This is a genomic window from Pseudonocardia sulfidoxydans NBRC 16205 (genome assembly GCF_007989085.1).
GTDB lineage: Bacteria > Actinomycetota > Actinomycetes > Mycobacteriales > Pseudonocardiaceae > Pseudonocardia > Pseudonocardia sulfidoxydans.
The window spans coordinates 1-19399 of the sequence record NZ_BJVJ01000035.1 but is presented as its reverse complement, the minus strand read 5'-3'; the positions used below and the strand labels follow the sequence as shown (position 1 = coordinate 19399).

The 19399-nt window shown below is 72.8% G+C and carries 15 protein-coding genes; 4 read left to right on the top strand and 11 right to left on the bottom strand.

All coding sequences use genetic code 11. The features are described 5' to 3' along the window. Positions 1-110: 110 nt before the first annotated feature. A complete protein-coding gene (locus PSU4_RS17305; RefSeq protein ID WP_147109511.1) occupies positions 111-1571 on the top strand; it encodes a sensor histidine kinase in 1461 nt (486 codons plus the stop codon). 59 nt (positions 1572-1630) lie between these two features. On the opposite strand, the gene PSU4_RS17300 is transcribed toward PSU4_RS17305, so the two are convergent. From PSU4_RS17300 to PSU4_RS17285, 4 genes are all read right to left on the bottom strand, one after another. After that, the gene (locus tag PSU4_RS17300) at positions 1631-3424 is read right to left on the bottom strand and encodes a right-handed parallel beta-helix repeat-containing protein (RefSeq protein WP_147109509.1); all 1794 of its coding nucleotides are present in this window, start codon (positions 3422-3424) and stop codon (positions 1631-1633) included. Positions 3425-3603: 179 nt separating this feature from the next. Further along, complete coding sequence (locus PSU4_RS17295) at positions 3604-4791, bottom strand: ATP-grasp domain-containing protein (RefSeq protein ID WP_147109507.1); 1188 nt, start codon at positions 4789-4791, stop codon at positions 3604-3606. A 114-nt stretch (positions 4792-4905) separates the two neighbouring features. Continuing rightward, positions 4906-5595: a response regulator transcription factor gene (locus PSU4_RS17290; RefSeq protein ID WP_147109505.1), complete on the bottom strand. Its 690-nt coding sequence runs from the start codon at positions 5593-5595 to the stop codon at positions 4906-4908. A 10-nt stretch (positions 5596-5605) separates the two neighbouring features. Further along, the gene (locus tag PSU4_RS17285) at positions 5606-6967 is read right to left on the bottom strand and encodes a sensor histidine kinase (RefSeq protein ID WP_147109503.1); all 1362 of its coding nucleotides are present in this window, start codon (positions 6965-6967) and stop codon (positions 5606-5608) included. Positions 6968-7090: 123 nt separating this feature from the next. Between PSU4_RS17285 and PSU4_RS17280 the strand changes: the two genes are divergently transcribed. Then, a complete protein-coding gene (locus PSU4_RS17280) occupies positions 7091-8152 on the top strand; it encodes a GNAT family N-acetyltransferase (protein ID WP_186817015.1) in 1062 nt (353 codons plus the stop codon). A gap of 130 nt (positions 8153-8282) precedes the next feature. Here PSU4_RS17280 and PSU4_RS17275 read toward each other — a convergent pair whose 3' ends face one another. From PSU4_RS17275 to PSU4_RS17265, 3 genes are all read right to left on the bottom strand, one after another. After that, positions 8283-9266 (bottom strand): polysaccharide deacetylase family protein, encoded by a 984-nt coding sequence (locus tag PSU4_RS17275; protein ID WP_147109499.1) that lies wholly within the window; start codon positions 9264-9266, stop codon positions 8283-8285. Between the two features lie 184 nt (positions 9267-9450). Then, a complete protein-coding gene (locus PSU4_RS17270; RefSeq protein WP_186817014.1) occupies positions 9451-10218 on the bottom strand; it encodes a polysaccharide deacetylase family protein in 768 nt (255 codons plus the stop codon). A gap of 49 nt (positions 10219-10267) precedes the next feature. Next, positions 10268-11464, bottom strand: a complete 1197-nt coding sequence (locus PSU4_RS17265) for a glycosyltransferase family 4 protein (protein WP_147109495.1) — start codon at positions 11462-11464, stop codon at positions 10268-10270. 251 nt (positions 11465-11715) lie between these two features. Here PSU4_RS17265 and PSU4_RS17260 point away from each other — a divergent pair, with 251 nt between their 5' ends. Next, the gene (locus tag PSU4_RS17260; protein ID WP_147109493.1) at positions 11716-12960 is read left to right on the top strand and encodes a carboxylate--amine ligase; all 1245 of its coding nucleotides are present in this window, start codon (positions 11716-11718) and stop codon (positions 12958-12960) included. Position 12961: 1 nt separating this feature from the next. Here PSU4_RS17260 and PSU4_RS17255 read toward each other — a convergent pair whose 3' ends face one another. Beyond that, positions 12962-14179: a hypothetical protein gene (locus PSU4_RS17255; RefSeq protein ID WP_147109491.1), complete on the bottom strand. Its 1218-nt coding sequence runs from the start codon at positions 14177-14179 to the stop codon at positions 12962-12964. Between the two features lie 349 nt (positions 14180-14528). Here PSU4_RS17255 and PSU4_RS17250 point away from each other — a divergent pair, with 349 nt between their 5' ends. Further along, positions 14529-15674 (top strand): hypothetical protein, encoded by a 1146-nt coding sequence (locus tag PSU4_RS17250; protein WP_147109489.1) that lies wholly within the window; start codon positions 14529-14531, stop codon positions 15672-15674. Between the two features lie 125 nt (positions 15675-15799). On the opposite strand, the gene PSU4_RS17245 is transcribed toward PSU4_RS17250, so the two are convergent. The 3 genes from PSU4_RS17245 to PSU4_RS31380 all read right to left on the bottom strand — a co-directional run. Next, positions 15800-16807, bottom strand: a complete 1008-nt coding sequence (locus PSU4_RS17245) for a dTDP-glucose 4,6-dehydratase (RefSeq protein WP_147109487.1) — start codon at positions 16805-16807, stop codon at positions 15800-15802. Positions 16808-16827: 20 nt separating this feature from the next. Continuing rightward, on the bottom strand, positions 16828-18951 hold the full coding sequence (locus PSU4_RS17240; RefSeq protein ID WP_147109485.1) for an O-antigen ligase family protein: 2124 nt from the start codon (positions 18949-18951) through the stop codon (positions 16828-16830). Next, positions 18948-19399 (bottom strand): hypothetical protein (locus tag PSU4_RS31380; RefSeq protein ID WP_222596305.1); only part of this gene is annotated, 452 nt, incomplete at its 5' end. The genes PSU4_RS17240 and PSU4_RS31380, both read right to left, overlap by 4 nt.

Genomic DNA, 19399 nt, shown 5'->3' with positions numbered 1-19399 from the left:
TTCGGGTTACCCCTGACGTGTCATTTGTACGCGCACGGTTAGCATGAGCACCTTGGGTGTGATCCCATTCACTCCGTAGCAGGAGGCGAAGGGTCGAGGTGTCGAACGCGGTGCGGTTCCCCGCGCGGCTGGCCGTCGACGTGCTGGTCGTGGCAGTGGTGTGCGTCGGCGTCGGGGTCCTCGTCGCCCGCGGGCTGCTCAGTGGGCCCGTCGCCGACGTCGACCCGGCGCTCGCCACCGCCACCCTGACCGTCGCCGCAGCCACGGTCGGGGCGGGTGCGGCGATCCTGTCGGTGGTGGTCGGGCGGCTGTTCGGTGACCTGCGGATGGCGTGGGTCGCGCCCGCGCTCGTCCTCTACTGCCTCGTGGTGCTCCCGTGGACGGCCGCCGCGCCCGGCGCGACCCTCGACGTCCCGCACCGGCTCGCCCGCCTCGTCGCGTACGCGACGGCGCTGATCCTGCTGGTCGTCGCCGTCCGCCCGCCGCGGCGGCTGGGCTGGTGGGGCGGCTGGGTCGTCGCCGCGCTCGGCGCCGTCGCCACCGTCTCGGCGCTCACCGTGCCCGGCACCGAGCCGGTCCGCGTCATCGTCGAGGGCCCCATCCCGACGTTCGTCGTGCTCGTCGGGTGGGTGATCGTCGCGGTCGGGTTCGTCGTCGACGCGCTGGGCAGACGGTCGATGCCGCGGGCCCGGATCGGGCTGGGGCTCGTCGTGATCGCGGCCGCGCAGCTGTACCGGCTGGTCGCGCCGACCGGGGCGACGCCGGGCATGGCCTTCGGAGCGTTGCGGTTCCTGGGCCTCGCGATCGTCCTGCTCGGGGTGGGCCAGCTGGCCGCCGCCGCGCTGAGCTCGGTGCGTCGTCGCGAGACCGTGCAACGCGAGGAGCTCGAGACCGCCGCCCGGCACATGGAACGCGCCGCCGAGCACGCCGCCGAACGCGACCACGAGCTGCGCAACGGCATCGCCGGGCTCGCCGGCATCACCCACCTCCTCGGCGCCGACGGCGGCGACGACGAACACGAGCGGCTCAAGCTGGCCGTCCTGTCGGAGCTGGGGCGGCTGCACCGCATCCTCGACGGGGAGGAGCTCACCGTCGACGGCACGTACGCGGTCGAGCCCGTGCTGAGCGGGCTGGTGGCGCTGCGCGCCGCGGGGCCGGAACCGCAGGTCGAGCTGGACGCCGAGCCGGGGCTGCGGGCGTGCGGGGACTCCGCGGTGCTCTCGCAGGTCGTGTCCAACCTGCTGGCCAACTGCGACCGGCACGCCCCCGGCGCCCCGGTCACGCTCACCGCCCGTGCCGACGGGCCCGCGGTCGTCGTCGACGTGCGCGACCACGGCCCCGGGCTGCCGCCGGGGGACCCGGAGAGCCTGTTCGAGCGCGGCACCCGCGACGTCGACGCCGGCGGGTCGGGCCTCGGACTGCACATCAGCCGCCGGCTCGCCGAGCACGACGGCGGCAGCCTCGTCCTCCGCCCGGGGGGCGACGGGCCGGGGACGGTGGCACGGTTGCGGCTCGTGGCCGCCGACCCCGCCGCCGACAGCGTCGACGACCGGATCCCCGGCCGCAACTGACGCGACGCCGGGCCGGTCCGCGTACGCGGTGACCGGCCCGGCGTCGGGTCAGTGCGAGATCACGTCGCGGTGGGGAGGGTGCACGGCAGGTAGAACGGCACCGTCCCGGGGACGAGCATCAGGCCGAGGGGGAAGAACAGCATCGTCCTGGCGCCGCCCGGCGCGACCGCCTGGACCACGAGCGGCATGCACGTGCCCGGGGTGACGACCGGTTTCGCCGGGGTCTGCGACGTGGCGGTCACGGCCTCCGCGGGGACGACCGGTGTGGTCGTCGTGGCTCCCGGGACCGGCACGGTCGTCGTCGGGACGGTCGTCGTGGGGACGGTGGTGGTGGGCACGGTGGTGGTGGGCACGGTGGTGGTCGGGACGGTGGTCGTCGGCACCGTGGTCGCCGAGACGGTCGTCGTCGGCACGGTCGTCGTCGGCACGGTCGTGGTCGGCGCGACCGGGACGGTCGTGGTCGGGACGGTGGTCGTCGGCGCGACCGGGACGGTGGTCGTCGGGGCGGTGGTCGTCGGGGCGACGGGCGGCGGGGAGACCTGCAGCTCGTAGGCGCCGAGGTCGACACCCCTGCCGCTGGGGCGCGGGGCGCCGGTGATGTCGGTGGTGGGGGCGGCGTCGGTCGAGCCGGCGTCGAGGCCCGCGGAGCCGGGGGCGAGCCGCAGGTCGTTCGCGGCGGCGTTGACGAAGGTCACGAGGCCCGTCACCAGGTTGGTGCCGATCCCGTTGCCGGAGAACAGGTTGTGGTCGGCCTTGAACGCCGACGCGCTGCCCGAGACGGCGGTGGGGTTCCCGCTGAACAGGTTGTTGCGCAGAATGTTCGTGCCCGCGAACTGACCGCCGGCGATCGAGATGCCCGCCTTCTTGTTGTTGACGAACGTGTTGTTGACGACCGAGATGTCGGTGAACGAGCCGCTGCCCTCGGTCCAGAAGCTCATGCCGCCACCGGCATTGCCGATCATCACGTTGTTGTAGATCTGCACGGAGTAGGTCTTGCGGGTCTTCGAGTAGTTCTCGACGGCCAGTGCGATGCCCGCCTTCGAACTCTCCTTCGCACCGATCGAGATGTTGTCGTACACCTTGATCTGGTGCGCGGAGTCGACGTAGATGTTCGGGCCGCGGTTGTTCTCGACGCGGTTGCCGTGGATCGTGCCGTTGCGGGCCTCGTACTTGGCGTCGATCCCCTCTTCGCCGTTGTCGTGCACGTGGTTGCCGGCGATCTCGAAGCCGTCGACGTTCTCGAGGCTGATGCCCTCCATGTCGGCGCTGGTGCCGCGGGCGTTGTTGCCGTGCACGTCGCAACCGATGACGCGGATGTTCGACCCGCCGACGAAGACCGCGCCGCCGTCCTGGGAGTCGGCGATCTCGCAGTCCTGCAGCGTGATGTTCTGGGCGTTGGTGGCGTAGATGCCGAACCGGCTGGACCTGGAGACGTCGATCCCGACGAACCGGAGGTTGGAGCGGCCGCTGAGGTCGAGGCGGCCGTTGCTCGTACCGCCGCTCGTCAGCGTGACCTTGCCGCCGTCGGCCTTGAAGGTGATGGGCGCGCCAGCGGTGCCGCTCGTGGGGGCCTGGAACCCGGCGTAGTTGCCGGGGGTGACGAGCACGGTGTCGCCGGGCCTGGCGGCGCGGGCGGCGTCGGCGAGCGTCGTGTACTGGGCGCCCGGACCGACGCGCAGGGTGGCGCCGGCGGCCGCCTGGGCGGGGACGACGGCTGCGGCGAGATCGACGTCGTCGCCGGGTCGTGGTGGGGCGGAGGTGAGTACGGCCGCGACGAGGACGGCGAGGGTGACGGCGGATGCGGCGCCCGCGAGGGGGCGGCGACGGCTCCGTGCCGGTCGCTTTGCGTACATGGGTGCCTCGGCCGATCTATCCGATGGAGTGGCGGTGACGTCGGGACGCTAGCCACATCCGTCACGCCACGCCGAAGCTGCGCGCGGAAGATCACCATTCAGGGTGAAGCCGTAGACAACAGAGGACCCAGTCGTGTTAAGAGGCGGGAGTGACTCGTGTGACTCCCGCTCCTCCGGGGTCAGCTACGGTGCGTCAGCACGCGCTGTGCGCGGCGGAGCACCCCGAGCAGCGGCGCCGGGTCGGACACCGACAGCACCGCATGCGTCGTGCGCGCGTGCGGGAGCAGGCCGCGGATCGCCGCGCCGCGGCGCCCGGACCGGAACATCGCCCACAGGCTGCGGACGTCCTCCTCCGAGCGGAAGCGCACACCACGGGTGAACTCGACGACCTCGGGACGCTCGCCCAGCAGCAGCGCCGTCCACATCGCGGGCAGGTTCACCCCGGCGGCGACCGCGAGCCCCAGCGAGTGGTACATCCGCGGGTTCACGTCGATCAGGTAGTGGTGGCCGGCCGACTCGATCAGCTGCAGGTTGAACAGCCCGCTCCAGCCGAGCTCGGCCATCAGGGCGCGGGCGGCGACGTCGAGACCCGGGTCGCGCTCGACGGTCTCGGCCCAGGTGACGACACCGCAGTCGGCCGGCCAGGTGCGTTCGGCGAGCTTGTGGACCGTCGTGAGGGTCTCGCCCTTCCAGGCGACACCGTTGACGGTGCGGATGCGCCCTGTGAGGTACGGCTGGACCAGGCCCTCGCGGCCGGGCAGCGCGGCCAGCGTCGCGGTGAGCTCGGCGGCGTTGGCGGCACGCGTCACCTCGAAGCGGGCGAGGCCGTCCTCGGTGACGAGCTCGGAGCGCACCGGCTTCACGACGACGGGGAACGTGACGTCGGCGGCCGCGACGTCGGCGACCGCCAGCCGCAGCGTCGGCGGCGTGCGGAACCCGGCACGCGCGGCCAGCCCGGCCAAGGCGTCCTTGTCGAGCGCCGCGACGGTGTCGTCGACGTCGGGGGCGCCGACGGCGACGTCGGCGGGGAACAGGTGGCGGTGGCGGCCGAGCGCGAGGAGGGCGGCCTCCGTGCCCGGCAGGACGGCGACCGCCCCGATGCGGGCGGCGGCCTCGACGAGGTCGCGCGCGAACTTATCGCCGTCCAGTCGTGCGTCGGCGACCTCGACCACGCCGCCCGCCGCGCGGGAGACGGCGCCGTAGGACGCGGTGTCGTCGGTCGCCGCCCACGGCTCGTACCCGGCGGCGGCCAGCCCGCGCAGCGCCGCGAGGCCGCCGGCGTGCTCGACCCCGGTCACCAGGATCCGCTGCCGACGCGAGGCGGGAACGGTGGCGGTCGGGGCGGGGACGGGGAGCGTCGCGGTCATGGGACCAGTCTCGGCTCCGGTGGGTTAGCGCTCGGCAAAGTCAGCGCTACCGTCGGGCAAGGGTTTCCTAACTCACAGTTCGTCCCCGCCTGCCCGGTTCGTCCAGTCGGCGGATCAGGTCTCTTCGAGGCGGTAGCCGAAGCCACGCAGGGTCACGATCTGCGGCACCCGAGCTGCGGCATCCGTGGCCGACTCCAGCTTGCGGCGCAACGCCGCGACGTGGACGTCGAGCGTCTTCGTGGAGCCGAACCAGTTGGTGTCCCACACGTCGGCCATCAGCTGGTTGCGGCTCAACGCCACCCCCGGCTCGGCCGCCAACCGGGCCAGCAGGTCGAACTCCTTGGTGCGCAACGCGATCTCCTCGCCCGCCACCGTGACCCGCCGGCGCCCCGCGTCGACGACGAGGTCGCCGATCACCTGCGTCTCGTCGGACCCCGCGGCGACGACCCGGCGCAGGTGCGCCCGGACCCGGGCCAGCAGCTCACCGAGCCGGATCGGCTTGATCAGATAGTCGTCGGCACCCGCCTCGAGCCCGACGACGACGTCCATCTCCTCGTGCCGCGCCGTCAGCATCACGATCACGCAGCCCGGCTGGACCGCACGGACCCGGCGGCACACGTCGATGCCGTCGATGTCGGGCAGACCGAGGTCGAGCAGCACCAGGTCGACCTGGGCGGTCGTCGCGAACTCGATCGCGGGCCGGCCCTCGCAGTGCCAGGTCACCTCGTGCCCCGACGACGCCAGGCTGGCCTGCAGCACGTTCCCGATCGTCGCGTCGTCCTCGACGAGCAGCAGTTGGGCCACGGCGGTCAGGTTACGGGCGGGAGGCCGGTGCCTCGTCGGGGACCTCCGCCACGGGAGGGGGCGCGGGAGGGGCGGCGTCGTCGACAGCAGGGGTGACGATGGGCAGGAAGACGGTGAGCCGGGTCGGGTCGGCGCTGGTCAGCTGGAGTCGCCCGCTCTCCGCCTCGACCAGCCGCCGCGCCAGCGCCAGGCCGATGCCGTGCCCGTCGGAGTCGGGCTCACGGCGCTCGAACAGGTCCGGGCCGTGGGTCACCCGGCCCTCGTCGGCGACGTCGATCGCGACGGCCTCGCCGATGTCGCGCACCCCCACGGTCACCCCACCGACGCCGTGCTCGACGGCGTTGCTCAACAGCACGGTGAAGACCTGGCGGATCGCGGCGGTCGACGCCTCCGTCGGCGGGATCGAGGGCTCGACGGCGAACGACAACGTGCGCGACTGGCTGCCCAGGCGCGGCCCCCACACCTGCCCCACCTCCAGCAGCAGCGCGTCGAGGTCGAGCACGCCGCGCTGGCGGGTGCCGCGGGCCAGCGCCAGCAGATCGGCGATCGTGCGCTCCAGACGGTCGACCTCGGCGAGACTCGCCCGGATCGCCGCCGTGTGGTCGCTGCCCGGGGTGCGCAACGCCGCCTCCAGCCGCAGCTGCAGACCGGTGAGCGGGGTGCGCAGCTGGTGGGAGGCCTCCGCGGAGAAGGCACGCTCGCGCGCGATCAGCGCGTCGAGCCGCGACGCCGTCGCGTTCAGCGCGGTGCGCACCTCGTCGACCTCCGGGATGCCGACGGTCCGCTCCTCGACGCTGAAGTCGCCGTCGCCCAGGCGTTCCGCGTCGCGGGCCAGCTCCTCGACCGGGTCGGCGAGGCGCCTCGCCTGGTAGCGGGCGAACGCCCACGTCGCGATCAGCGCGACCACGGCCAGACCGAACATCTCGACCCAGCGCGTCGCGATCCGCGACGCGGCGTCCCCGCTCGACGTCGCCGCCCGCACCACCGCGACGGCCTCGCCGTCCTCGATGATCGGCACCGCCACCACGAGGTCACCGTCGACGTCGCCCTCGTGGACCTCGCCGCTGTGGATCGTGTCGTCGACGAGCCACTCGCCCATCGGCGGGCCGTCGCCGACCAGCCGGACCGAGTCGGGCCCGTACAGAGCGGCACCGGTGTCGTCGTCACCGACGTGCAGCTGCCGCGGCGGGGGGACACCACCGTCACGGACCGTGTCGGAAATCCGGTCGACGACGGTGTGCGCGCGGCTCTCCAGCTCGGCGAACTCGATACGCGTGTAGAACCGCATCGCGACGACCGCGAGCGGCAGCACGAACAGCAGGATCGCGACCGTCGAGGCGGCCACCGTCAGCAGCACGATCCGCTTGCGCACCGGCACCCCACCCCTGTCCGATCGACGTCCCCGGACGACCCGGCTCCGGGCGCCATCATGCCCGCGCGTCACCCGTGCGAGACTCCCAGCACCCCCACCGACGTCGAACGAGGAGCTTGTCGCGTGCGGTTCTCCACGGTCCACCCACGCGAACTGGGCGCCCCCGAGCTCGCCCGCTGGCAGGCCCTGCGGGCCGCCGGAACGTTGCCGCGCAACCCATTCCTGTCCGCCGAGTTCGCCGTCGCGGTCGGTGCGGCGCGGCCCGACACCCGCGTCACGGTCATCGACGACGCCGCGACGACCGTCGGCTTCTTCGCCCACGAACGACACGGACGGGTGGCGCGGCCCGTCGGCACACTGCTCGCCGACAGTGAAGGACCGGTCCTCGCGCCGGGCGTCACCGTCGACATGGCGGCGCTGCTCGCCCACGACGGCCTCGCCGGCTGGGACTTCGACACCCTCGCCGACGGCCTGCTGCCCGCAGGCGCCTACCGCGTCGACACCGAACGCTCGCCCGTGCTCGACCTCTCGCCCGGCTGGGACGACTACCTCACGACGATCTCGGCCCGGTCGAAGAAGTGGCTGGCGTCGACGTGGCGCAAGCGTCGCAAACTCGAACGCGAGGTCGGCGAGATCCGCTTCGAGTTCCACACCGACGACGCGAAGGTCCTCGCCCGGCTCATGGAGTGGAAGTCCGGGCAGTACGCGGCGCTGGGGGAGTGGGACCGCTTCGCCGACCCCGCCATCGTGTCGATCGCCCACACCCTCGCCGCGTCGCAGGCCCCGGAATGCTCCGGCGCGGTGTCGGCGCTGTGGGCGGGCGACCAGCTCGTCGCCGCGCACCTCGGGGTGCACTCCGAGACCGTGCTGTCGTGGTGGTTCCCCGCCTACGACGCCGAGTTCGGTCGCTACTCGCCCGGCATCCTGCTGCTGCTCGCCATCGCCGAGGCGGCCGCCGGGCGCGGCGTCACCCAGCTCGACCTCGGCCGCGGCGCGCACGACTACAAGGACGCGACCGCCACCGGCGAGCTCCTCGTGCGCACCGGCTCGCTCGACGCGGCGTCGCTGTCGTCGCTGCCGCGCCGGGCCAAGCGCGTCGTCCGCGCCGGGCTCGCGCCGCTGGCCCGCGACGAGGGCCCGGTGGGCCGGACGCTGCGGTCGGTGAAGGCCCGCGTAAGGACCTGACGGCCCGCGTCCCCCGGGTCGCGCGCCGCTCGGGGCAGGGGCCGCTCGGGGTAGGGGTCCGCTCCGGGTTCGCGCGCAACCTCACTGTCGTGTTCCGGCAGCCCGAGAACCGTGAGGTTGCGCGCGGGTTCTAGTTCTTGCAGAGCACCCGGGGCAGGTCGGCCATCACCCGCACCACCGGCGTCGAGTGCGCCGCGTACACCCCGGCGCGCTGCACGTCGAACATGTCGTCGTGGCGACGGCCGTTGACACCGCCGTAGAAGCTGAACGCCCGCCGCACACCGAGCTCGCGGAGCACCCCGCGCGTCGCGTCGTCGAAGCTCGCCCGCGCCCCGACGGGGTAGCTGAACAGGTCGACCGGCTCCGCCAGCTCGGCCGAGAGCCGCTCGACCGACGTCGCGACCTCGTCGTGCTGGCGCTGCTTCGGCAGCGTCGCCAGCACGGGGTGGGTCACCGTGTGGGCGCCGACCTCCATGCCCAGCTCGCGCACCCGGCGCACGTCGTCCCAGCTCATCCAGTGGTCGCTGGTGTCGGCGGTCAGGCGGGTGCGGCCGACGGCGTCGGCCAGGTCGTCGAGGAACTTCTCCCCGTACTCGCCGGCGCGGGCCTTGTAGGCGAGGTTCACCCGGCGGCGGAACGCGACCGTGGACATGCCCGCCGAGTCGAGCCCGGTGGGGAACCACTCCGACGGCGGCAGGTCGCACGCCCCGCCCCCGGTCAGCCACGCGATCTCGTCCCACCACGCGTGGCGCGGGGTGTCCACGAAGCCGGTGCAGACGAAGAACGTGCCGGTCACGCCGCGCCGGGCCAGCACCTCGGCCGCGCCGACCTGGTCGCGGTAGCCGTCGTCGACCGTGATCGCGACCCGTCGCGCCGGGGCGTCGTCGCTCCACTCGGCGCTGCCGGCGGCGACGACCTCGAACCGGTCGGCCAGCTCGGCGAGGTGGGTGTCGAAGTCCTCCAGCGTCGCGCTGTAGAGGTCGGGGTCGTCGTGCGGGCCTGCGGAGCCGAACCGGTGGTAGTTGAAGATCAGCAGGCCGCTCCAGGTGCGGCGGGCGAGGGCGTCGAGCCTCGTGAGCCGGAGGAGCTTGGCGGCCTGTTCGGTGCGGGACATGCGACAGCGCGTCCTTCCTGTCCGGAAGTCGCGACCGGGCTCCACGGAGGGGCGCGAGGTGTGACCGGTGCGTCTGTGTGGTGGTTCGTGGTGGAATTCGTGCGGTTCGGAACGATTGTGTGGACAGTGTTCCCCTGCGGAACGTTCGGACGACAGTGTCGGTTCGTTTCGGAGAAGGCGCGGATCAGGCGCCGATGCGGGAACGCAACGCGCTCGCCGCACCCGTGGCGTGCTGGTAGGCCGACGACGTCCGGACGCGTGCGTACAGCCCCATATTCTTGACGCGGAACTTCCACATCGGGTTGCCCCGGTACACGCCCGTTCTCGGAACGGCGTAGCGCTCGCCCTGCTCGGGCCTGTCCGGAAGGGCGAGCGCGATGTCGTAGCCCGCCTTGCGTGCGGCCCGGCGCACGTGCTCGGCGTGGTGGCCGAACGGGTAGGCCAACGTGGTCACGGCCGTGCCCAGCAGGTCGGACAGGAGCTCGCGGCTCTCCGTCAGGTCCGCCAGGCACTCGGCCTCCGACAACGTCGGCAGATCGGCGTGGACCATCGAGTGGCTGCCGATGTGCCAGCCGCGGTCGTGCAGCTCCCGGATCTGGTCGGCCGTCATCAGCGGCGGCGCGTCGGCCGGGTCGAGGCCGGTGATCCAGTCGATCGTCACGCCCTCCGGGCGCAGCGACCCCGCGACGATGTACATCGACGCCGTCAGCCCGTGCCGCGACATGATCGGCACCGCATGGTCGACGTAGTCGGCGAAGCCGTCGTCGAACGTGAGGACCGTGGCACCTGCGGGCGCGTCACCGTGCGACGCGACGTGGGCCTGCACACTGTCGAGCGACACGACGCCACCGCGACGGGCCAGTGCTGCGCACTGCGCGTCGAAGTCGATCGGCTCGACCGACACCGGGTCGTCCCACCCCGGCACGACCGAGTGGTAACACAGGATGCTCACAGCTCGACCCTGCCACAGGATCCTGAGAGGCCGATCTCGGTGATCACGATCAACGCCCTGCACCTGCCCGAGCCGCATCGGCCTCGAGGAGCCCCGCGTCCATCTTCTCCGCGACCGCGGCCCACGACGCCACGTCGGCCAGCCACCGCGCCCCCACCAGCCCCATCTTGTGGGCCCGCTCGGCGTCGGTGAGCAGCTCCACGACGGCGGCGGCCAGCGCCGGCGCGTCGTCCGGCGGGACCAGCAGGCCCGTCTCCCCGTCGTGCACGACCGAGGGCAGCTCACCCACCGACGTCGCCACCACCGGGCGCTCGAACGTGTACGCCAGGTGCACCACGCCGCTCTGCGTCGCCCGCTTGTACGGCGTCACGACCACGCGGGCCGCCCCGAACAGCACCGGCACCTGCTCGGCGGGGATGTAGCCGGGATGGGTCTCGACGCCCAGCGCGTCGGCGCGCGCCTGCAACGCCGGCAGGTCGACCCCGTAGACCGCGCCCGCCACGACGACCTTCGCATCGGGCACCGCGGCCCTGATCGCGGGCACCGCGTCGAGCAGCACGTCGATGCCCTTGTAGGCGCTCCAGGTGCCGAAGAACAGCACGTTGGGCCCGGTGTCGGCGACGTCGGGCACCGGTGCGTCGCCACGCAGGGCGTTCTCGTCGCCGTGCGGGATGACGACGACCGGGCAGGTCACCTTCCAGCGCTCCAGCACCCGCGCGCGCGGCTCCTCGCCCAGCACGAAGACGACGTCCATCGACGTCCACGCCTTCGCCAGCGTCGGGTCGAGGACGCGACCGGTGCGGTCGACCGTGGTGTTCTGCTGGTTGTGCAGCACCGGCTCGTGCGAGATCAGCCCCAGCCGCGACCGGCGGAGCAGCCGGCGCACCGCGAGCACACCCACCGCGTCGACCGTGTAACGCCAGTTCGACCAGATCACCGTGCCCGGCCGGTCGCGCGCCAGGAACGCCAGCAGCACGACCCACGCGACGACCAGCTGTCCCGCGCGCAGGACCCGGCGGACCTTGTGCAGCAGCGGGTGGATCTTCTTCGGGTCGGCCGGGTGCCACGTCGGCAGCACCGGCCGCACCCGCAGGTCGGGGTGCTGCGGCACCAGTTCCGGACGGGGCCCCGTGTAGAGGTGGACCTCGTGGCCGCGCTCGGCCATCGCCGCGGCGAGCTGCGCGCTGAACTGGTAGAGCCCGCCCGCGGGCGGGAACTCGACGAAGGCGACGCGTCTGCGGTTCACGGGCTCTCTCGGGTGTTCTCGGGGACCGGTTCGGGTGGGCCGGCGACCGGTGACCCGGTCGGGGGATTGCCGACGTCGGGTCTACCAGACCGCCCCGACATCCCGGCCGGTGGCCACCCGCGAGCCGGCCCGGCCGGTCGCGGTGCCACACTGACGAGCTGCACAACCGGACTTAACACCCGATTCGCCCGTGACCGTGCGTACGTGACCCCGGCCGCTCCCGGTACCGAACGATGGTCGAGAATCAGCCGATGCCGCAGCCCGATCGTGCCGTCGTGCTCGTCGTAGGGGCCGAGTCGCCCACGGGGCTCGGGGTCGCCCGCGCACTGCGCGACGAAGGGCTCACCCTCGTCGGCCTCGCGGCAGACGTCACCGCCTCCCCGTGCCGCTCGGCGCTGTGGCACGAGATCGTCCACGACGGCGGCGACGACGCCCAGGCGCGGATCGCCGCCATCCGCGCCACCGCCACCCGCTACGGGCGCCCCGTCCTCGTCCCGGTCCGTGACGACGTCGTCGAGCTCGTCGCCGCCCACGCCGACGAGCTCCGCACCGTCGTCGACTTCGTGCTCCCACCCGCCGACGTCGTCACCACACTCCTCGACAAGACGGCCTTCCACAGCTGGGCCGTCGACCACGGGTTCCCCGTGCCGCACACCGAGATCGTCGCCGACCAGGCGGCACTCGACGCCGCACTCGCCCGCGTCCCCTACCCCGCCGTGGTCAAGCCGTTCGAACGCACGCCCGAATGGCAGGCCGCGAGCCCACGGCACAAGGCCTACCGGCTCCAGTCCGCCGCCGACGTCGACCGCCTCGGGTTCCGCCTCCTCGACGCCGCACCCCGGTTCGTCGTGCAGCAGTGGATCCCGGGCACCGACGCCGACGTGTGGTTCTGCCTCGTCTACCGCGACCGCACCGGCCGCGAGGTCGCCTCCCAGGTCGGCCGCAAGCTCGTCCAGTGGCCCGTCGGGACCGGCTCCACCGCCCTGGCGGCAACGGCCGCCGACGACGATCTCCACACCCTCACCCGCGACCTCCTCGACGCCGCGGGCCACATCGGCATCGGCTCGCTCGAGGTCAAGCGCAGCACCGCCGACGGCAAGCTCTACATCACCGAGCCGACCGTCGGACGACCCAACCTGCAGTCCAACATCGCCACCGCCGCCGGGGTCAACCTCACCGTGCTGCAGGTCCGCGACGCCCTCGGCCTCCCCCTGCCCACGGTGCCCGCGCCCCGGCCCGCCGTCTGGATCCACGAGACGACGATCCTGCGTGCGCTCGCCGTCGCCGCCGCACGCCGGGCGCTCGACGTGCGCGCCCTCGTCGGCGCCCTGCGCGGCGCGAAGGGCCGGATGGCCGCATTCTCCGCGCCCGCCGACCGCACCCCGCTCACCGCCGAGCTGCGCCGCCTCGGCGGCAAGGCCGCCGGCGCGGTGCAGCGCAAGGCCCGCCGGGGTCAGGCCGCCCCGATGACGGCCTCGGCACCGGTGAAGAGCTGACTCACCAACCGTTGCAGCGGTTCCCGACCACGTACGACGTGTTCGACGCCTGCCCCGGCAGCTTCATCACCTGAAGCTTCTCCGTCGGGATCTTCGTCAGGTCGACCCACGTCTCGTCGGGCAGCAGACCCGTGAACGCACCCGGCGCACTCTGCGGGTGCTGCGCGTAGATCGTGAAGCCGCCGCTCGTGTCGCCCAGGATCATCCCGTACTTCTGCATCGCCGTCGCGATCGTCAGCTCGTACTTGTTGAGCCCCAACGACTTCAGGTCCAACGACGGATCCAGCCGCAACCGCGCGCCCTCCGGCAGCGCACTGCCGCCACCCGACGTGCCGTCGCTCTTCGTCGCCGGCGCCACCGGACCACCCGACTTCGTCTGCGGGTAGGCGAACACCAGCGCGTGGTTGATGACGCCCCGGCGCAGCTCGTCGGCCGTCACGATGCCCGCCGCCGCGCTGAACCCCGACCCCCGCGACCCCATGCCACCCGGGTAGATGCCGTTGCTGTTCGTCGGGATCGCGTTGCCCCACGACGCCGACAACCCGCCCGAGCCGCCCTTCGCACCCCAGAAGTCGTACACACAGCCCGTCGACCGGTCGACGATCGACAGGTGCGCGTCCTCCGACGGGTCCGGCTTCGCGTTCGCCGGGACCGGCACGTTGCGCAACTCGCTCGCGCCCCAGTCCTCGGTCAACCGCACCGTCTGACGCGGCGTCGACGCGTCGGCGTAGTACACCGGCACCGTCCACTGCTTGAACGACATCAGGAACTTCTCACCCTGCATCGCGCTCACGTAGCCCGCCGAGTTCGGGTCCACCGCGGCACCCGCCGCCAGCACCTGACCCCATGGGCTGCCCGGTCCCGCGAACAGCGCGGACGAGCCACTGCCCGCGCCCGTCGAGCCACCGCCGGTCCCGCGCGACCCCGTCGACGGCGACGACGGCGACGACGACGACGACGACCGGCGCGGCGCCGTCGGCGAGTTCTCCACACTCGACGGCGGCTGCGGGGGAGCGGTCGTCACCGGAGGGCTCGTCTCGACGACCAACGCCGCCGGATCCGGGGACGTGTCGAGAGGAGCGTTGGAGTCGGGTGCGTTCAAGACGATCGGCAGCAGGGAGGCCACCAACGCCACCAGAGCGGGAACGGCGACCGCCAGCAGCAGCCGGCCCGTCGAACGTCGGCGCGGTCGAACCGCCGAGCGACGGTGTCGAGTCACGGTGTGCAAGTCCTTCCGAATGCTCGCCGTCGGCCCCAACGTCGGCTTCTCGAACCAGAGCCCGGGGTCCCATCCCCGAACTCCTCCACCGTCCCGGAACGGGTGCCCCGGGACGCACAGCTCCCGAGGACGAAGTATGCCCGCCCGAACACCACCCGAACGGTCGACAACCAAACCCGTCGCCGACATGCAGCCATCTCGGGGACGACCGGTCGCCCAGCGGTCGAACCCCAGGAACCGACGGCGTGTCGGCCCCGAACGACGGGTGCGCGGGGACGCCCGCCGCACCGGCGGTACCGTTGAACCCCGGCCCGGTTGCCGTGCCGGCCGCCACCCGGAGGGCTGGTCAATGTTGTTCCCCCGGCCGCATCGACGGCCGTCGGCACTCGCCGTCACGTCCCGAACCCGCACCGCAGTGGTCCTGCTCGCCACCCTCGCCGTGGTCGTCGCCGGCTGCTCCGGCTCCGGCGGCGGAGACCAGACACCCACCACCACGAACGCCCCCGCAGACGCCGACAAGATCCCCGCCGACATCACCGGCCCCGACGGATCCCGCCTCTTCACCGGCGCCGGAAACCCCTGGACCACACCGGTCCCCGACGACACCGCACCCGTCGCCGGGTCCGACCGCTACGTCCAGAAACTGCTCACCGAACGACCGCTCGTCTCCGTCAGCGGCTGGACCATCCCCGTCTACGACGCCGACGCCGCCACACCGAAGTACACGGTCACCGCCTCCGAGGACCACACCGGTCATGGCGGCTGGATCCTTCCCGACGTCCCCGTCCCGGCCAACGCCAAGCCCGACCCGCAGGAGGACGGCCACATGGTCGTCGTCGACAGGCAGGCGAACTGCCTCTACGAGTTCTGGCAGGCCCGCAAGGAAGGCAGCGGCTGGGGCGCCTCCTGGATCAACGCCACCCCCGCCGACGGCGACGGGATCTACCCCGACGGCATCTCCGCCCGCGCCGCCGGAATCTCCGCCGGCGCCGGACTGATCTGGCCCCAGGAGCTCGCCGCCGGCGAGATCGACCACGCCCTCGTGTTCGCCTACCCGTACACGAGATCCGGCGGCCCCGTGGCCCCCGCCACCTCCAGCGACGGCACCACCGACGGTGCCGACGCCCTCCCCGAAGGCGCCAGGCTGCGCCTCGATCCGTCGATCGACGTCGACTCCCTCGGGCTCCCGCCCGCCCAGACCGTCATCGCCAAGGCCCTGCAGAAGTACGGCATGATCCTCGCCGACACCTCCGGCGGCTTCACCCTCTACGCCGCCTCCCCGCAGAGCTTCGAGTCCTTCCCCTACCCGCAGAGCTGGACGCACGACCTCTGGAAGGACGTCAGCGACATCCCCTTCGACGCACTGCAGGTCGTCGACGACGGTCCGCAGTTCGACAAGCACGACGGCCCCCCGATCACCAACCGCTGCAACCAGGCCGTCCAGCAGCCGCCGCTGCAGGACGACGGCGGGGGCGACGGGGGCGACGACGACTGACCGGGGGCCTGCGCACACCAGGCCGGGGCAGGCCGGTCGACGGCCGTACACACCGCGCCGCGTGCCTCACCGACGACGAACGGCCCCGGGAGGACTCCCGGGGCCGTTCGTCTCGCGTGGCCGGCTCAGGCCAGCTGCCAGTTGCGCACCTTCTCGTCGGCCAACAGTTCCTCGGGGGTGGACCCGCCCTGCGCGTACCAGTCGCGGAGCTGCGAGAGACCGTCGACGAGCGCGACCGACGGTGCCCAGCCGAGAAGCGCTGTCGCGCGCGACACGTCGGCCTTCAGGCGGAGAACGTCGGCCGGGCGCGGCTCCACGTGCTCGATCGCCGCATCCCCGGCCCCGACGACCTTCGCGACTGTCGCGGCCAGCTCGGCGACCGTGATCTCCTTGCCGCTACCGACATTGATCGTCTCACCGACCGCTGCGTCGCTCGCACCCGCCGCCAGGATGCCCCGGGCGGTGTCGGCCACGAAGGTGAAGTCCCGGGTCTGGCTGCCGTCACCGAACACGACCATCGGCAGCCCCGCCATGCCGCGAAGCATGAACTTGGGGATCACCTCGCCACTGTCACCCTCGTGATGGCTTCGGGGCCCGTAGGAGTTGAAGGGGCGTACGACCACCGTCGGGTAGTCGTACGTGCGGTGGAACGCGCGGGTGTAGCACTCGCCGGCCAGCTTCGACGAGCCGTACACCGTGGTCGGCAGCGCCAGATTCTCCTCCGACATCGGCACCTGAGGCGCCGAGCCGTACACCTCGGAGGTCGACACGTAGACGAACCGAGGCACGTCCGCCGCACGGGCCGATTTCAGCAACCCGAGCGTGCCGGTCGCGTTGACGGCATGGTTTTCCAGGGGCGAGTGGATCGAGTGCCGTACACCGCGGCAGGCCAGGTGGAACACCGCATCGATACCCGGCAGCAGGGCGTCGACCCGCTCCAGATCACGGATGTCGGCGACGACGAGGCGGTGCGCGTCCGCGGAGACACCGTCGAGGTTGTGGCGGTGCCCGGCTGTCAGGTTGTCCAGCACCGTGACGTGCGCGCCGTCATCGACCAGCTGCCGCACCAGCTCCGAGCCGATGAACCCGGCCCCACCGGTGACCAGCAGTCGCTTGTTCGTGTAGGTGCCCATATGTCCTTCTTCGTTCCCTCTCAGATCAGCCAGACGCCGCGGCGGCGCTCCTCGCGACGGATTCGGCCGCAGAGGAAGAGCACCAGGGCGATCTCGCCCGCGGTGGCCAGCAGGACGATGCGCAGGGTGGTGCCGTCGACGACGCGTTCCTCGGCGACGTCCTGAACCGAGACGGTGACGACGTTGTAGACCGCGTCGAGGCCCTGCTGCGTGATGGCCTTCGGGGCGTTGACGACCACCGCGTCGCGGCGCTGGATGGCCTCGGCGGGGGAGTCGGCGACGGCGCGGACCGTCATGACGCCCCGGGTGGGGTCGGCGACGACGGTGGTCTCCTGCGTGGCGGCGCCACCCTGGATGATCGACGCGTAGGCCGGCAGGACGGCGGTGCGGCGGCGGATGTCCATCGCGTAGCCCGGGTAGCCGGCGCCGGTGGCCTGCAGGGTGAGCTCGCTCTGCGCCACGTAGGTGTCGCGGGCGAGCACCATGACCAGCGTGGCGCCGACGACGGTCGCCGCGACCGCGGTCGCCACGGTGACGGCGGCGGCGAAGAAGAAGCCCTTGCGCGCCTCCGCGGTCGCGCGGACTGGCATGCGCCGGCGCAGGCTGCGGTCGGTGCGCGCGACGCTGTGGACGAACCCGATGAGGGCGCAGACCAGCAGGAACGTCCGCGAGTACGCGAGGTGCAGGAACAGGCTGGCGGCGGAGAAGCCGACGATCGCCGCGATACCTGCCGCGCCGACGCCCCGGGTGAGCCGGCCGCCGCGCGCGTCGGGGTAGGCCCCGGCGAGGCGCGTGGTGGCCAGGTAGCCGAGCACCAGCATTCCGATGATCAGCACCGACCAGCCGAGCATCCCGACGATGCCGGTCTCGGACAGCAGCTCGAGGTAGAGGTTGTGCGTCGCGGTGATGTCGCCGGTGGGGCCGGCGTCGGTCAGCGGCGCGTACTGCTGCATCGACGTCGCGAAGGAACCCGGGCCCGTCCCGAACAGCGGGTTCGCCCTGAAGACGCCGAAGGCGACGTCGCCGATGTTGCCGCGCTCGGTGAGCGACTGGTCGGCGGCGTAGTCGGGCGCCGACGACACGGCCTGGGTCAGCGTGAGCAGGCGGTCGCCGATGCCGGGCAGCAGCAGCACGAGCAGCGAGAGCGGCGCGAGGAAGAAGGCGCGGCGACGCACCCGCGGCCCGGCGACGACGAGCCACACCGCGACGGTGAGCCCGGCGGCGAGCATCGTGCCCCGCGACTGCGTGAGGTAGAGGCCCAGCAGGATCGCGAGGGTCGCGCCGGCGGAGAAGAGCAGCTCGAACCGGCTGCGGCGGGCCAGGGCGCGGTGCACGAACGCCAGCCCGAACGGGAGACCGAGGATGAGGAAGCGGCCCCAGAAGTTGGGGTCGGGCAGCGGCCCGGAGTGGCGGGCGGCGGCGATGCCGGCGCCGGCGTTGGACTGGATCGTCGAGAAGCCGCCGAAGGTCTGGGAGTTGCCGACGACGTACTCGCTCAGCGCGGTGAGCACCGAGATCCCGGCGAGCGGCACGAGGATCGCGACGATCGTGTACCAGGGCTTCGACGACATCTGCAGCAGCAGGGAGACGATGACGACGAAGACGATGTCCTTGAGGTGGTCGGACAGCGCGGAGGTCGTCGACGCCGGATCCTGGCTCATGGCCGCGGACGGCACGATGGCGACGAGGTAGGCGAGCAGCAGGGCGGCGGGGATCCACCAGCCGGGCCGGATGCGGTCGCGGTAGCGCTTGCGCGCGAACCCGACGACGACGGACAGGCCGCAGAGGCCGAGCAGCGCGGTGTAGATCGAGACGGGGGTCGCGATCACGCCGCTGGCGTTGGCGAACTCGCTGGCCACCATCAGGAACAGCGCGACCGTCGGGATCATGACGGCCGCAGCGACGAGGGCGACCGCGACGATCGCGCCGACGACGATCAGCGCCATCTGTGGCCCGACGGTGAAGGCCAGGATCACCATGGCGACGCCGAGCGCGGCGAGGTACCCGCCGTTGCGCTGGATCGCGAGGCTCAGCGTGGACGGCGTGGACGGCGTGGACGGCGTGGACCGCGGGGTGTCTGCGGGGGCCGGCCGTTCCGGAGCGGCGGGAGGCCGTTCCGGGGGGCGGACCGACGTGGTGGTCACGAAGAGGACGAGCCGCGGGGCGTGTAGGCGCCGGACGGCCGGGCGGGGGCGCCGGGTCCCTTGCCGGGACCGCCGTTACCGGAGGCGCCGTTGCCGGGGCCGCCGTTCCCAGGGCCGCCGTTCTTGGCGCCGGTGTTGGCCGGGCCGCTGCCCGGACCCTTCCCGGGGCCGTTGTTCGGGCCGGCGCCGGGACCGCCGTTCGGGCCACCGCCGGGGCCGGCGCCGGGACCGTTGTTGGGGCCGGGGGCCCCGGGGCCCTTGGGGCCGCCGGAGGAGCTCTTCGGGCTGCCCGGACCGCTTCCACCCGGGCCGCTTCCACCCGGGCCGCTTCCACCCGGGCCGTTGCCGCCGGGGCCGTTCGTGCCCTGGCCCGCCGCGACGCCGGCTGCGGCAGGAGCGTTGCCGTTCATCGGGCCGGCCGGGGGCGGGGGCACGCGGCGGGCGGGGG